This window comes from Synechococcus sp. MIT S1220 (assembly GCF_047303025.1).
Classification (GTDB): domain Bacteria; phylum Cyanobacteriota; class Cyanobacteriia; order PCC-6307; family Cyanobiaceae; genus Parasynechococcus.
The window spans coordinates 1,292,710-1,307,274 of record NZ_CP138939.1; the positions used below are offsets into that span (position 1 = coordinate 1,292,710).

Here is a 14,565-nt window from a genome sequence, read left to right on the forward strand (position 1 = left end):
ATGCGGCTTATTTGATGTACTCCTTCAGCACCCCATTGCGATTGGGATGGCGCAATTTGCGAAGTGCTTTCGCTTCAATCTGACGAATGCGCTCCCGGGTGACATCGAAGATCTGGCCAATTTCTTCGAGGGTCTTCATCCGGCCATCATCCAATCCATAACGCAGTCGCAGCACATCCCTCTCGCGTGGGCTGAGGGTGGCGAGCACACCTTCGAGATCCTCGCGCAACAGATTCTTGGCCACATCCTGCTCGGGGTTCTCAATATCAGCTTCGATGAAATCACCGAGCCGTGAATCTTCCTCCTTGCCGATGGGTGTTTCCAGTGAAATTGGCAGCTGGGCACTCTTGGCGATGAACCGGAGTTTTTCGATGGTCATCTCCATCGATTCGGCGATTTCTTCCTCTGTGGGCTTCCGGCCGAATTCCTGGGAGAGAACCTTGGTGGTTTTCTTGATCCTGGAAATGGTTTCGTAGAGGTGCACCGGCAGGCGGATCGTGCGGCTCTGGTCGGCGATGGCCCTGGTGATCGCCTGGCGAATCCACCACGTGGCATAGGTGGAGAACTTGTAGCCTTTCTCGTGGTCGAACTTCTCAGCGGCGCGGATCAGTCCGAGGCTGCCTTCCTGGATCAGATCCTGGAAACTGAGGCCGCGATTCATGTATTTCTTCGCGATCGACACCACAAGGCGCAGATTGGACTGCACCATCTTTTCCTTGGCGCGACGCCCCAGCATCAGACGCCGCCGGAAACGAATCAGCGGCATTTCCACCAAGGCCGCCCATTCTTTGTTGTCCGGTTCGCGGCCGTTGTCGCTTTCGAACTGGGCTGAAAGCTCCTCGAGATAGAGCAAATCCGCGATCTTGCGGGCCAGTTCAATCTCTTCATCGGGCCGCAACAGGCGGATCCGACCGATTTCTTGCAGATAAACCCTGATCGAGTCTTCTGTGTAAACACCCTTTGGGCCGATCTTGATGCTCGCTAAGGCCTTGGCCTTGGCTTCTTTTTCAGCAGCGGCGCGTTTGGCTTTCTCTTCCGGCGTCAAATTGTCAAGAGCAGCTTTGGCAGCTGCTGCTTTGACTGTGGCCGCCTTGGCTGATGCCACCTTCGCAGTAGCGGAAGCTGCTTTGGTTTTGGTGGATTTGGTCTTCGCTGCCTTGCTGGTGGTGCTGGTTTTGGTCTTGCTGGCAGTTTTTGACTTGCTTTTGGTCGCTGTTTTGGCTTTGGTCGCTTTTGCTTTGCCAGCAGCGTCGTTTTTCGCTGCTTTGTTCGGATCAGCTGCGGCTAGCAACTCATCGGCGGCCGCAGACAGATCCATCGCGCTGGCTTTGCTTCGCGGGGTGCGACGCTTGGGCGCTGCTTTCTTGGTCTGTGTTGCACTGTCGCTTGTCTTGAGCATCTTTGTCTCCCCTTCGGCGTTGGCCAGCAGAACAATGTCGGGTGTTGCTGTTTTGGTAGCTGCTGGGCTCATGGGTGAGGTTTAAAACTGCGGAAAGCGGAACAATTCAAGAAATCGATCAACCTGGAATCTTGGCCACCGTCGCTGACAGCAGCTCAAGAGCTTCAAATGACCAATAAGGCGTCATCCGGCGGAGTGACACCACAAGCAAATGGAGCGCAAATCTTGAAAAACGAGATCAATCCTGACGAGATGTTGTCCGGTTTGTCGGGCCTCTGGGCTGTCCGGGGTGATCTCAGACCGGTCGAAGGGATCAGGAGAAACTCCTGGCTTCGAACTGCGTGTCTTCCTCTGGAGCGAGCGCAGATGTTGGAGTTATCTGACCAACCAGTCCACGTTAATGAAGTTTTTCGATCTTTGCAAGCCCACATAGGTTGTTTCTGTGCTGGTTGAAGTTTGGCTCGAAGCGGGGCGTGAAGGCCGCACCTTTACTTATTCCTCTGAGGCGGCAATGGGCTTGGAGCCTGGTGACCTGGTCAAGGTCCGCCTTCGCGGCCGCCCCATGCATGGGCTTGTTGTCGCGGATCAGGAGGGGGCCTGGGCGGATGCATCCGCGCCTTTCAATGCTGATCTGATTCAGCCAGTGGAGGCACTGGTGTTGAAGGCTGCCGTGCCCTCCGAATGGCGCCTCTGGATTGAGGCGAGTGCCCAGACCTGTCATCTCAGTGCGTATCGGATGCTGAAGGCGGCTCTCCCCGCTGGCTGGTTGGGACAGGCGCGCAAACCGATTGCAGGGAGCGGACGCGCGCTCTGGTGGATCCGTCTTGCCACGGTTTCTGCACCGGCAGAGGGATTGCCAGAGCGTCAACAGGCCTTGTTGTCTTACCTAAAGGAGAAGCACCCCAACGGCGCCTGGCAACGGGATCTCGGGCGAGCAGGGTTCAGTACGGATTTGCTGCGGCGTCTGGACGCCCGCGGGTTCGTTGTCAGAGAACAGCGCAGGGCGTTGGAACCTTCTCCCTCAACCCTTGCCGAACAGCTCGAGCAGCCCCAGGCCCTCACCCCCGAGCAACAAAAGGCTATGGATGCCTTTGCAGCGATTCGCCCCGGCCATGGACTGCTGCTCTGGGGGATCACAGGGTCGGGCAAAACAGAGGTTTATCTCCAGTTGGTGGCGGCTGAGCTCGCCAAGGGGCACCACGCGCTCCTGCTGACGCCGGAAATTGGGCTGATCCCGCAGCTGGTGGACCGATGCAGGCGACGGTTCGGGCAGCGGGTTCTGGAATATCACAGCGGTTGCAGTGAGGCGGAACGGCTGCGGGTCTGGCGACGCTGCCTCGCCGCGGATGATCAGCCGCTTTTGGTTGTGGGAACCCGTTCTGCGGTCTTTGTTCCCTTGAGCGATCTGGGGCTGATCGTGCTCGATGAAGAGCACGACAGCTCCTACAAGCAGGAATCGCCGATGCCCTGCTACCACGCCAGAGATCTCGCCATGGATCGGATCCGGCGCTGTGGCGGCAAGCTTGTGCTCGGCAGTGCGACACCGTCGCTTGACAGTTGGATGCAGCTGGAGAGCGGTGGCCTCCTCACGCTGGCTCGCCTGCGGCAGCGCATTTCCAGGCAGCCCCTGCCACCGGTCCATGTCGTGGACATGCGGCAGGAGCTTGAGGCCGGCCATCGCAAGCTGATCAGTCGGCCCTTGATGGATCGACTCGCCGCACTCCCAGAACACGGAGAGCAGGCGGTTGTCCTCGTGCCCCGCCGTGGTTACAGCCCTTTTCTGAGTTGTCGGAGCTGCGGTGAGGTGGTCATGTGCCCCCACTGCGATGTGGCGATGACTGTTCACCGTGGCCAGGGCGGGCATCAGTGGTTGCGCTGTCATTGGTGTGACCACAGGGCTGAGATGGGGTCAAATTGCAGCCATTGCGGCTCCACAGCCTTTAAACCCTTTGGTGCGGGCACTCAGCGCGTGATGGAGTTGCTTTCCGAGGAACTCAAGGATCTGCGGCTGCTGCGGTTTGATCGGGATTCCACCGGTGGCCGGGACGGCCACCGGCGCCTTCTGGCACGGTTTGCATCCGGTGAAGCGGATGTGCTGATCGGAACGCAGATGCTCGCGAAAGGGATGGATCTGCCTCGGGTCACGCTGGCTGCAGTTCTCGCCGCCGATGGGCTGCTGCATCGTCCGGATCTCAGGGCCGCCGAGCAGGCGTTGCAGCTGCTGCTGCAGCTGGCTGGCCGGGCCGGTCGCGGGGAACGCCCGGGACAGGTCCTCGTTCAGACCTATTCCCCTGATCACCCGGTGATCCGTCATTTGGTGGATGGCCGTTATGAGGCTTTTCTTGCAGAGGAGATGGCCTTACGCCGTGAGGCGGCTTTGGTGCCGTTCAGTCGCGCTTGCCTGTTGCGGTTGTCCGGTGAATCGGCCGCTGCCACAGCAACGGCTGCTTCGGTTCTCACCGAACAGATCCGGCCGCTCTGTCAGGAGCAGGGATGGTTGGTGATTGGCCCCGCTCCCGCTCCCGTGGCCCGCGTCGCCGGCCGCAGTCGCTGGCAGCTGCTGTTGCATGGTCCCTCTGGCACAGGCTTACCACTGCCGCCAGGCCAGAGTTTGTGGGCCAACCTGCCACGCGGGGTTGCTCTCGCCGTTGATCCCGATCCGCTCACCCTTTAATCACGACGGCAATTCCGGGAATCCAAAACCGAGGAGACGCCGCCTGCTCTGAAGACCAAGGCTCAGCAACAGCAGCAGCAACACCGCAAGGCTGCCGAGCCCCAGCGGAATCCAGTGCCAGTCACGCTCTTCGAGAATCGCGTGATCACCGCTGTGCAGTAAAGCGGGGGATGGCTTGTTATTCAGGTTCAGCGTGATCTCCAGCCCAGGGATGTCTGGCAGACCGCTGAGATCCAAAGCAAGACGAAGATCTTGATCCACCCCGATTAGCCAGTTGCGTTCCCGCAGCTGGATTATTGGTGCATTCAGTGCCAGTCCGGTGGTTTTAGCCGCCAGTTCCACCATTCGGTCCAAATCGCTCTGCAGGCCCGTTGCTGAGATCACCCGGCTACTGATCCGCAGTGCGCCGGGGTCGGGGTGGCTGATTAGCAGATCAGGCAGTTGCTTGTGGAGCTCCTGCTCGAAGCGTTCCTGCCAGGGCTGAAGCCGACCGCTGTCACTGCGGATGTCCCACTGCATCTGCAGGTGGCCTGGGCCGGCTAGATCCAGATCTGCATTGATGCGGACGCAGCCGCTCAACAGCAGGGTGATCCCGAGCAGAACGGCGGCGGCGAAGAGTGCAAATCCGATCGCCGGAGGCCGGGTTGGCCCGGTCGGCGGCGGTGGTGGCGGCGGTGGTTTTCGAGATCGTCGCCGTCCGCGCGGGGCGGGGCCACTGGCACTGGTGGCGGTCATTTCAAGTTCGGGCAGCCGCATCGACCAGCGTTCCGGCCGAGCCAAGCTTGGCGATTCGAGCACGGCCAAGAGCTGTTTGGCCTGTTGGCGTAGTTCTGGATCTCGGCTCCGGCAAAGCAAGCGGCAGCTGGCTAACGCTGATTGGTCGTCCCCTTGCCCCATCCAGGCGGTGATCATTATTAGCCGGACACGCCCACCCTCCGATGAGGTGTGGGGGTGTGTTTCCGCAAGGGGCATAAGCAAAGCAAGGCACTGCCCGTAGTCGCCTCGCTCCAATGCGGCTTCAGCACGACTTAAATCCAGCTGCCCCTGCAGTTCCTCCACGCTTAACCGCGACCCACCACCATGGTGCCGATGCCGGCATCGGTGAACACCTCCAACAGCAGTGCATGGGGCACGCGGCCATCCACGATGTGGGCTGCTGCCACTCCCTGCGCGAGGGCGCGGATGCAGCATTCGGTCTTTGGTGTCATCCCACCGGCCACGACCCCATTGTTGATCAGCTGGCGGGCTTCCGAGAGTCGGAGTTTGCGGATCAGCGAGTCTGAATCCTCCTTGTCCATGAGGATTCCAGGAGTATCGGTGAGGAGGATGAGTTTCTCCGCCTCTAAAGCAGCAGCGAGTTCACCGGCCACGGTGTCGGCATTGATGTTGTGGGACCGCCCGTCTGGTGTCGCTGCAACGCTGGAGATCACCGGAAGGTAGCCCCGTTCCAGCAATGGCCCGAGAACATCGGGATTCACTTTGGCGACATCGCCCACCAGTCCATGGCTGCCTGAGCCCCATGGACGCGCTTCAACCAGGCTGCCGTCGCTTCCGCTCAGACCAACCGCCCGAGCCCCCAGCTGATTTAGACCATTCACGATCTGCTTGTTGACGCGGCCAACCAGCACCATTTCGACCACATCCATGGTGTCGGCATCGGTCACCCGTAGCCCATCCCGGAATTCCGCCGGAATCTCAAGCCGTTTCAGCCACTGGTTGATTTCCGGACCGCCACCATGAACGATCACAGGCTGGACGCCAACGCAGGCCAACAGAGCGAGATCGCGGAACACCGCTTCCCGCAGCTCGGCATGGGCCATGGCCGCGCCGCCGTACTTGATCACGATCCGACGGCCAGAAAAGCGCTGGATGTAGGGCAGCGCTTCGCTGAGTACCGAGACACGCAACGCGTCATCGCCGGTCTGTATCGGGTCAGCCATCGGCAGCGGGCAGCAGGATTAGATCCAGTTGGTCATCCTCCAGGCTGGTCAACTGGGCCTGCAACCCTTTGGCGAAAAAGCGGCCCAGTCGTTCTTGTTTTTCTTCCCAGCGATCCAGGGGAACCGCGTTCAGCTGGAAACGGAGCCTCAACCCATAGCTCCCGTTTGGATTGAGTTCCTCCACTTCAAGCAGCTGCGGTGGATTGTCCTCATCCCAAAGCTTGAGGGCTTCCAGCGATGATTCCAGATGAGCTTTTTGGCCGTAGCGCCAACGGGTGACGTCCCCCAGCAGCTTGTCCAATTCCGCCGGTGCCTGCTGCCTCGCCTCGCGGAGAGCGTTCTTCGGGGTAACGCGTTTGGCGGGGGGGAGTTCAGACGATTTCAGAGCCAGACCACCCAAAAGAATTGGGATGCCGTAGAAGATGGTTGGAAGACTGAGATTGGCGCTTCCGGTGGCATAGGCAACGGCCCCAACCACGGTCAGGGCGCCACCGCCAACCGTAACCAGGCTGCCTGGGGAGAAAAGGTCGTTCATGCACGCGGTCGGTTGGACGTCATTGTGACGTCCAACCCATCAGGATGGGTCTGCACATCGCCCTCACCGCCTTGTCCGAGCCTCAGTCGGCGAATTTCCAGCAGCTTCTGCAGCAACTGGATCAGGACCGAACCTGGCTGCTTCAGCAGATCGATTGCGGTCGTTGGCCCGACCTACGCCTAGACCTCGCTGCGCTCGAGCGGGAGCTGGGTCAGTTGCTCACCCGTGCGAGCGAGCTCCAGGAAGATTCAGAGGACGGGTGAAATCAGAAGGGGATCTCATCGGTGTCTGGAACCAGAGGAGCGGAGTTCCAGCTGGCAGGTTCCGGTTCGGCCTTCACAGGGGCCGCCGGCTTGGCTGCTGTGGTCTTGCCCGCCGGTGGCTGGGCTGCAGGAGCGCTGGGGCTGGCCGCTGCGCCGACAGGGTGCAGACGGGAGAGGGTGAACTCCGCCCGTTTCTCTTTCATCCCGTCTTGTCTGGGAACGGTGTTCATCCTCAGACGACCTTCAACCACAAGCCGCTGACCCACTTGAACCCTGTTCTGCAGGTCCTGGGCGAGGTTTCCCCAGCCGACCACCTTCAGCTCTCCCGGGGGGTCTTCGGCGCGCAGGCCGTCAAATCGGACGGTCATTTCAGCGATTGGAGTCTGGTTGTCCTGGGTGTATCGAAGGGTTGGGGCCTCAACCACTTCCACCTCGAGCACGCAGTGGTTCATGTCCCTATCTGGAAGTTGGCGACATCCTGATGCAAGGAAGCGGTGATGACCAGCGTCGGATTTGGCTTCTGGCTGGCACAGGCGAGGGTCCGTCGCTGGCGCAGGCGTTGCTGGATCAGGGCTGGTGGGTTCGCATCAGCGTTGTGACCTCCAAGGCAGCGGAGGCCTACAGCGGCCTGGGTGTTCAGCAGCTGAGCATTGGAGCGTTGGCCGGGCCGGCCGGCATCGCGTCGGTTCTTGAGCAAGAGGGGCCGTTTACTTGGGTGCTCGACGCCACCCATCCGTTTGCGACCCAGATCACCGCTGAGCTCCAGCAGGTCTGCAGCCTGCGGCAGCAGCCGTTATTGCGGCTGGACCGATCGGCTGGGGTGGGGAGCGTTTTCGCGGTCTTGAACAACCTGTCTGACCTGGAGGATCGGCGACTTGAAGGCCGTCGTGTTCTGCTTGCCATCGGCGCGCGCCATCTCGCGCTGGCCGTCGGTGCAGCTCAAAAAGCCGGTGCCATCGCCTTTGCCAGGGTGCTGCCCAGTGTTGAGGGGCTGAGAGCGGCCCTTGCAGTGGGACTGCCGTCCGATCAGCTCGCCGTGCTGCGTCCTTTGCAGGGCGATCCACCAGGCGCGATTGAACGGGCCCTGTGTTGCCGCTGGTCCATCACCGATGTGGTCTGCCGTCAGTCCGGTGGTATGACCGAACGCCTCTGGCGCGATATCTGCCTCGATCGGGGGTTGCGTCTCTGGCTCGTGCGGCGGCCGTCTGATTTACCGGACATGGACACTGTGGTGGGTCAACGAGCACTTCTCGAACGGCTGAGCGATGACGGACTGCCCTACACCACTGATGTTGGCTCTGACGACGGAGGCCGATCAGGCCAAGGCTGAGCTCTTGGCCAGTCGTTTGCTGGAACGTCGTCTTGTGGCATGCGTAAGCCTGGCTCCGATCCGTTCGTTGTACGTGTGGCGTGATGCGGTGCAGAACGAGCATGAGGTTCAGCTTCTGCTGAAGACAACGCCAGACCAACTTGAACGCCTGCAGCGAGCCGTGATGGAGTTGCACAGTTACGAAATGCCGGAGTGGCTCGTGTGGCGAGCTGACGCTTCGCCGGCCTACGGCAGCTGGGCGCAGGAGCTGTTCAGGACAGATGGGCCGAAGCCAGATCCTGAAGCGGCACCAGCGAGCGAGCCCCCAGCTGGGTGACGATCTGGCCGGCACAGAGGGCACCTAACTCGCCGCACCGTTTCAGGGGTTCACCCTGGGTGTACCCGTGCAGAAACCCCCCGGCGTAGAGATCACCGGCTCCGGTGGTGTCCACCAGATCGCCGAGCCCGAAGATGCCCACATCCCAGCGTTGCTCACCGCTCAACACAACCGATCCCTCTGCGCCGCGGGTGATGGCGATCACGGAGCAGCAGCCACGAACCTGGTTTAGCGCCACATCGAATTGGTCGGTCTGATAAAGCGACTGGATCTCCACATCATTGGCGAACAGAACATCCACGTGGCCGTTCACCAGCTCAAGGAAGCTGTCGCGATGGCGGTCGACACAGAAACCATCGGATAGGGAGAGAGCCACCTTGCCGCCAGAGTCCCGGCAGGCTTCTGCTGCAGCGAGGAAGGCACGTTTGGCTGCGGGACTGTCCCAGAGATAGCCCTCCAGATAAAGAACCTTGGCGTCCCGCACCATGGAGAGATCGAGATCATCAGGCTCGAGCTGGGTGGATGCACCGAGAAAGGTGCACATGGTGCGCTCCGCATCAGGCGTGACGTAGATTAGGCAGCGCGCTGTGGTGGCCCCGCTTGTGGCGGCTGGGGTCTCGAATCGGGCTCCCACGGTTTTGATCTCTTGGCTGAAGATCGCGCCAAGTTGATCGTTGCGGACGCGGCCAATGAAGCCGGCCCGGCCGCCCAGCTGAGCGATCCCCACCATGGTGTTGGCCACTGATCCACCAGAGGTTTCCAGACCCGGGCCGCCGGCGGCATAGAGGGCTTCAGCCTGCTGTTCATCGATCAGCGCCATGCCCCCTTTCTGCAAACCATGCTGCGCCAGAAAACCGTCATCGGTTTGAACGAGCACGTCAACAATGGCGTTGCCGATGCCCACTACGTCAAGCGTGCGATCGCTAGGGAAGCGGGCGTCCGAGGCCATGGAGCAGTTGGAGAGGCACCGCAGTATGGACGCCGGAGCTCGCGCCCTGAATCAGGCGCTCAGTAGAGCGCGTTTGGGACCGTGAATCGGATCCTCCACAACGATTGTTTGATCTCGGTTCGCCCCCAGAGAGACGATGGCGATCGGCACTTCCATCAGATCGGCAAGGAAGCGCAGGTAGGCCATGGCTGCCTTGGGAAGATCCTCGAGCTTGCGGCATTCCTCGGTTGAGCACTGCCAGCCAGGAAGCGTTTCGAAGATGGGCTTGCAACGTGCGAAATCATCGGAGCTGCTGGGGAAGTGCTCGATCCGTTCACCATTCAGCTCATAGGCCACACACACCTGGATCTCATCGAGTTCATCCAGCACGTCCAATTTTGTGACCGCGAGACAGTCGAGACCATTGACCTGAACGGCGTACCGACCGATCACCCCGTCAAACCATCCGCAGCGCCGCCGCCGGCCCGTGGTGGTGCCGAATTCTCCGCCCCGTTCCGTGAGTTGGTCATTGAGACTGCCACTCAGTTCGGTGGGGAAGGGCCCCTCCCCAACCCGTGTGGTGTAGGCCTTGGCCACTCCGATCACCCTGTCGATCAGCGTCGGGCCGACGCCAGCACCAATGCATGCTCCTCCTGATACCGGATTAGAGGAGGTCACGTAGGGGTATGTGCCGTGATCAAGGTCCAGCAGGGTTCCCTGGGCACCCTCGAATAAGATGTTTTTTCGTGCTCCTGCAGCGCTGTGAATGGCGCGGGTGCAATCCACTACGTGGGAGGCGAGCCGCTGGCCGTAAGCGAGATATTCCTGGATCACCGCTTCCGCATCCAGGGGCTCGACGCCGTAGATGGTCTGCAGGAGCTCGTTCTTTTCCTTGAGAGGCCCTTCCAGGCGATCCTTCAGCCGCTGTTCATCGAGCAGGTCGATCACACGAATACCGCTGCGTTGGGATTTATCGGCATAGGTCGGGCCGATTCCGCGCCCGGTTGTACCAATGCGACGCTCGCCACGTTGTTGCTCCATCGCCTGGTCCAGCAGGCGGTGGTACGGCATCGTCACATGAGCCGTGGATGCCAACTGCAGGCCTGAAATATCGATGTCGTTGGCGATGAGCATGTCCAGCTCACCGAGCATCACTTTGGGATCCACGACGGTGCCGGCACCAATCAGACAGACCGTCTCCGGATAGAGAATTCCAGAGGGAATCAGGTGCAGCTTGAGCACACGGTCGTCAACGACGATCGTGTGCCCAGCATTCACACCTCCCTGATAACGAACGACGACGTCGGCCGACCGGCTCAGTAGATCGGTGATCTTTCCTTTTCCCTCGTCACCCCACTGTGCTCCGATGACGACAACGTTGGCCAAGGACATTGCGGCCCGAAGCCGCGAATCTGCACAATCCGCGAGTATCTCAGATGTGGTGTCCCGTCGTCAAAAATGATTTTTGACCGGCTCAGCTGCCACGAACGGCGGTGCGCTCCGCTTTGGTGAGTTCCTTGACCAGTCGATCGTGGAGGGATTCAGGAAGGGGCCGGTTGGCATAGCTGGCGTAGTGACCGGCAAGGGAATTCAGGGCTGTCTGCATGGTGGTGAAGGAGCTCAGACCATTGATCCTCGGCTTGGGCCTGTAGCGGGAGACGTAGTCGTTGATCAGCGTCCGTGCATCCTGTTCGGCCTGTTTGTGGCCTTCGGCATCCTGGGGTTGATCGATTAACTCGCGCAGATTGCGGGAGACGGCAACGGTGTCTTCGACGTAATCACCGGTGAGGAGTCCCGCCTGCGCTTCTCCGCTACAGGCGGTGAGCATCAGGCAGAGCGTGAGTCCGAGGGCGAGGGCCGCCCTGGTCAGAGGCTGGATCAGGCGCGCCAGGGCGGTAAGCATGGACATTGAGGTACTGGATTGGACTTTAAGGGCGCAGTGCACAGGAGAGTGCTGCCAGCGCTTCGGCGTGGGGGAGCTTCCTCATGCTGCGATCAGATCTCTGTACCAGTTCCACCATGCCTTCAGCGGCGTCGCGCCCCACCACGATTCGCCAGGGAATTCCGATCAGATCGGCGTCCTTGAATTTCACACCAGCCCGCTCCTTTCGATCATCCAGGAGAACATCAATGCCCTGTTTGAGCAGGGATTCGTACAACGTTTCCCCGAGGCTGGCTTGCGTTGCATCTTGGATGTTGGCAACAACGACGATTGCCTCGAATGGAGCAATGCTCGCTGGCCAGCTGATGCCGGCTTCATCATGATGCTGCTCGACGGCCGCCTGGGCCAGCCGTGAAATCCCGATGCCGTAACAGCCCATCCAGAAGGGTTCCTGTTGTCCAGCTTCGTTGGTGAAGCTGCTGTCGAGAGCTTGGGAGTACTTGCGTCCGAGCTGGAAGATGTGCCCCACCTCGATGCCGCGTTTTTCGGTGAGTTTCACCTCAGGGTTGTGGAGGCAGGGCTCTCCGGCCCTCGCGTTGCGCAGATCGGCCGTCAGAGGGGGCTCTGGCAGGTCGAGATCATTCCAGCTGCAACCTTTGCGATGAACATCAGGACGATTGGCTCCACAAATGAAGCGTTTCAACGCGCTGGCCGTGGGGTCGACCAGGCGGAGAAAACTCTTGGTCCAGCTGATGGCCTGCTTCAGTCCATCGTCTGCAAGGTCGGGGCCGATGGCTCCGAAGGGAATGCTCTTCAGCCCCTGCCGCATCACATCATCAGCGCTGATCGGCCGGCAGTCGAGAACGCTGGTTTCCAGCCGACGACTGACCGCATTGACCAGCTTGACCTCGTTTAACTCCTGATCGCCCCGAAGGCTCACTAGAACAGGTTGCTCCGCGCCGCTGTCGAGCCTCGCGAGCAGAAGCAGCACTTTTACCACCTGCGATGGATGCCACCCCTGAGCTGTGCAAAGAGATTCGATGCTCGTTTGACCAGGAGTGGCGACAACGGCGACCGCTGCGTCCTCCAAGGGAACGGGGGGGTGCGGTTGCGAGACGGCTTTTTCCTGATTTGCCGCATAGGTGCCGTCTTCACTGATCAGGATCAGATCTTCGCCAGCCTCTGCCGTGACCATGAATTCCTGCGATGCGGCCCCACCGATGGCTCCGCTGTCTGCCTCGACGGGGACAGCTTCTAAACCGCAGCGCTCGAAGATTCGCCTGTAGGCCTGATCCATGTCCACATAAGTGTTCTGCAAATCCGTCTCGCTGCTGTGGAAGGAGTAGGCATCCTTCATGATGAATTCCCGCCCACGCATCAGGCCAAAGCGTGGGCGGATTTCATCCCGAAATTTGGTCTGGATTTGGTAAAGGTTGACCGGTAGCTGCTTGTAGGAACGCAGCAGTTCTCCCGCCAGGCTGGTGATCACCTCTTCATGGGTCGGCCCCAGGCCGAGTTCCCGTCCCTGGCGATCTTCAAGATGAAACATGATCCCCTCGCCGGCGGTGTATCCCTGCCAGCGACCACTGCGTTGCCACAGTTCAGATGGATGCAGCTGTGGCAGAAGTGTTTCCAATCCGCCGGAGCGATCCATCTCGTCTCGAACGATGGTTGTAATCCGTCTCAGCACCTTCCACATCAAGGGCAGATAGGCATAGATCCCTGATCCAACTCGTCGGATGTAACCACCACGAAGAAGCAGTTGATGGGATGCGATTTCAGCATCCGCTGGAACATCTCGGAGCGTCACCAGCATCAGGCGGGAGACGCGCATGGTTCGTTTAAAAAATGAGCCGAAAAGCTATCACCGGTCCGTCAGGGGGTCGATCATTGAAGTGTCTGATTCGCTCGAAAAGCACTGGGCGCCGTGAGTCTCGACTGCTACCGTCCATTGAGTCCAGATTGTCCTAGGTCCGTCTCATGTTTCCTCGGTCGGTTGAATCTGGTGTTGAGCAGGTCAATCAAACGTTTGAGATTGCGATAGATCCGGTTGAAGCATCGTCACAATCTGAGGCTTTGGTTGGTATTGATGAAGTTCAGAAATCTTTGAATCGTTCCCGTGCTTCTGTGTATCGCTACACAAACACAGATCCTCGTAATTTAAATCCTCCTTTTAATCCTCGAAAGCTTAATCCTGAATATCGAAGCGATCAAAAAGATCCTCTTCTTTTTCATCCAAACGAGGTTGCCCGTTTCGCCAAAGATGTTCTTCGGATTAAGGAAGTCACCGTTGAGGTCCTTAATTCTCCTTCCACGGCAACGCAGCAAATGCTTGGTGCGATTCTCGATGAGCTCAAGGTGATTCGCTCCCACCTCGAGGCGATGGAAGATGCCCCCTCGGACCTCGTGGCTGCCCGCCGGGAACGGGAGGAACGTCCAGCAGCCTGAGGGATGCGCGCGGGACCGATTGGTGCCAAGATTCGACTATTCACACTGCATTGAAATGAGGGGAGGGGTTGTCCCATTCCCCCCGCATGGCCACTGACCCCGTAATTCCCAGCCAAGACGACGATTCCCCGGCACAGGATGCAGAGGACCCACTGAGTTTTGGAGGCCCTTTCACAGCAATGACTGGTCTGCTGATCGCTTTGATCAGTGTTTCGGTCCCTCTGATCGCCGTGATCACTGACCGGACAGCTGGACAGAATTCCTTTATGCCGACAGCTCTCGAGAGCCATGGATCTGCGCCACCTGCTTCCCTCTCCAGCACAGGGGCAGGTCAATCTTCTCGTCGAGATCCCAGCTGGTAGCCGTAACAAGTACGAATACTGCCCCGAAGCTGGTGTGATGCGGCTGGATCGGGTTCTCCACTCATCGGTTAGATACCCCTTCGACTACGGCTTTATTCCCAATACCAAAGCGGAGGACGGATCACCGCTTGATGCCATGGTGATCATGGCTGAGCAAACGTTTGCTGGTTGTTTAATCCGCGCTCGTCCGATCGGATTGCTTGATCTTGAGGACGAGGGTGTCTACGACGGCAAGCTTCTCTGTATCCCCGTTGCAGATCCTCTGCAGGCGTCCATTACGAGCATCCGCCAAATTGCATCAACGCAGCTCGAAGAAGTGGCGGAATTTTTTCGAACTTACCGAAGTCTTGAAGGTCGCGCCGTGACCATTAGCGGTTGGCGTGATGCTGACGCCGTTCCCTCTCTTGTGGCGTCTTGTATCGATGCTGCGTGCTGAGCCCAGCCACGATCTTTGGCGGACCCGCGGTTGAGGGCCGGAATGCTTGTAA

The 14,565-nt window shown here is 59.7% G+C and carries 16 protein-coding genes; 7 read left to right on the plus strand and 9 right to left on the minus strand.

What is annotated here, in order from left to right; all coding sequences use genetic code 11:
• Positions 1-7: 7 nt before the first annotated feature.
• A complete protein-coding gene (rpoD, locus tag SIB64_RS06375; RefSeq protein ID WP_413442415.1) occupies positions 8-1,471 on the minus strand; it encodes an RNA polymerase sigma factor RpoD in 1,464 nt (487 codons plus the stop codon).
• A 373-nt stretch (positions 1,472-1,844) separates the two neighbouring features.
• Here rpoD and priA point away from each other — a divergent pair, with 373 nt between their 5' ends.
• Positions 1,845-4,073, plus strand: a complete 2,229-nt coding sequence (gene priA / locus SIB64_RS06380) for a primosomal protein N' (RefSeq protein ID WP_413442915.1) — start codon at positions 1,845-1,847, stop codon at positions 4,071-4,073.
• On the opposite strand, the gene SIB64_RS06385 is transcribed toward priA, so the two are convergent.
• Genes SIB64_RS06385 through SIB64_RS06395 form a run of 3 tightly spaced genes read right to left on the minus strand, consistent with a single transcriptional unit; the run spans position 4,074 to position 6,548 of the window.
• The gene (locus SIB64_RS06385) at positions 4,074-5,132 is read right to left on the minus strand and encodes a DUF3153 domain-containing protein (RefSeq protein ID WP_413442416.1); all 1,059 of its coding nucleotides are present in this window, start codon (positions 5,130-5,132) and stop codon (positions 4,074-4,076) included.
• Between the two features lie 2 nt (positions 5,133-5,134).
• A complete protein-coding gene (gene argB / locus SIB64_RS06390) occupies positions 5,135-6,013 on the minus strand; it encodes an acetylglutamate kinase (protein WP_413442417.1) in 879 nt (292 codons plus the stop codon).
• A complete protein-coding gene (locus SIB64_RS06395) occupies positions 6,006-6,548 on the minus strand; it encodes a DUF2854 domain-containing protein (RefSeq protein ID WP_413442418.1) in 543 nt (180 codons plus the stop codon). The genes argB and SIB64_RS06395 overlap by 8 nt, the downstream gene beginning before the upstream one ends.
• Positions 6,549-6,592: 44 nt before the next feature.
• Here SIB64_RS06395 and SIB64_RS06400 point away from each other — a divergent pair, with 44 nt between their 5' ends.
• Positions 6,593-6,811: a hypothetical protein gene (locus SIB64_RS06400; RefSeq protein ID WP_413442419.1), complete on the plus strand. Its 219-nt coding sequence runs from the start codon at positions 6,593-6,595 to the stop codon at positions 6,809-6,811.
• Between the two features lie 2 nt (positions 6,812-6,813).
• Here SIB64_RS06400 and SIB64_RS06405 read toward each other — a convergent pair whose 3' ends face one another.
• Positions 6,814-7,263, minus strand: coding sequence for a single-stranded DNA-binding protein (locus tag SIB64_RS06405; RefSeq protein ID WP_413442420.1), 450 nt, complete (start codon positions 7,261-7,263; stop codon positions 6,814-6,816).
• Positions 7,264-7,292: 29 nt separating this feature from the next.
• Here SIB64_RS06405 and SIB64_RS06410 point away from each other — a divergent pair, with 29 nt between their 5' ends.
• Positions 7,293-8,141, plus strand: a complete 849-nt coding sequence (locus SIB64_RS06410; protein ID WP_413442421.1) for a precorrin-6A/cobalt-precorrin-6A reductase — start codon at positions 7,293-7,295, stop codon at positions 8,139-8,141.
• The gene (gene cutA, locus SIB64_RS06415) at positions 8,077-8,457 is read left to right on the plus strand and encodes a divalent-cation tolerance protein CutA (RefSeq protein ID WP_413442422.1); all 381 of its coding nucleotides are present in this window, start codon (positions 8,077-8,079) and stop codon (positions 8,455-8,457) included. The genes SIB64_RS06410 and cutA overlap by 65 nt, the downstream gene beginning before the upstream one ends.
• Here the strand turns inward: cutA and SIB64_RS06420 are convergent.
• From SIB64_RS06420 to SIB64_RS06435, 4 genes are all read right to left on the minus strand, one after another.
• The gene (locus SIB64_RS06420) at positions 8,393-9,406 is read right to left on the minus strand and encodes an adenosine kinase (protein ID WP_413442423.1); all 1,014 of its coding nucleotides are present in this window, start codon (positions 9,404-9,406) and stop codon (positions 8,393-8,395) included. The two genes, cutA and SIB64_RS06420, sit on opposite strands and share 65 nt — an antisense overlap.
• 51 nt (positions 9,407-9,457) lie before the next feature.
• The gene (locus SIB64_RS06425; protein ID WP_413442424.1) at positions 9,458-10,777 is read right to left on the minus strand and encodes an adenylosuccinate synthase; all 1,320 of its coding nucleotides are present in this window, start codon (positions 10,775-10,777) and stop codon (positions 9,458-9,460) included.
• Positions 10,778-10,859: 82 nt separating this feature from the next.
• Entirely contained in the window at positions 10,860-11,288 is a 429-nt protein-coding gene (gene psb27, locus SIB64_RS06430) for a photosystem II protein Psb27 (RefSeq protein ID WP_413442425.1), read from the minus strand.
• Between the two features lie 25 nt (positions 11,289-11,313).
• Positions 11,314-13,101 carry a proline--tRNA ligase gene (locus SIB64_RS06435; RefSeq protein ID WP_413442426.1) on the minus strand — a complete coding sequence of 596 codons (1,788 nt, stop codon included), beginning with the start codon at positions 13,099-13,101 and terminating at the stop codon, positions 11,314-11,316.
• A 146-nt stretch (positions 13,102-13,247) separates the two neighbouring features.
• Here SIB64_RS06435 and SIB64_RS06440 point away from each other — a divergent pair, with 146 nt between their 5' ends.
• From SIB64_RS06440 to SIB64_RS06450, 3 genes are all read left to right on the plus strand, one after another.
• The gene (locus tag SIB64_RS06440) at positions 13,248-13,715 is read left to right on the plus strand and encodes a resolvase (protein ID WP_413442427.1); all 468 of its coding nucleotides are present in this window, start codon (positions 13,248-13,250) and stop codon (positions 13,713-13,715) included.
• Between the two features lie 68 nt (positions 13,716-13,783).
• Entirely contained in the window at positions 13,784-14,077 is a 294-nt protein-coding gene (locus SIB64_RS06445) for a hypothetical protein (RefSeq protein ID WP_413442428.1), read from the plus strand.
• Positions 14,004-14,513 carry an inorganic diphosphatase gene (locus SIB64_RS06450; protein WP_413442429.1) on the plus strand — a complete coding sequence of 170 codons (510 nt, stop codon included), beginning with the start codon at positions 14,004-14,006 and terminating at the stop codon, positions 14,511-14,513. Before SIB64_RS06445 ends, SIB64_RS06450 begins: the two co-directional genes overlap by 74 nt.
• Positions 14,514-14,565: the final 52 nt, after the last annotated feature.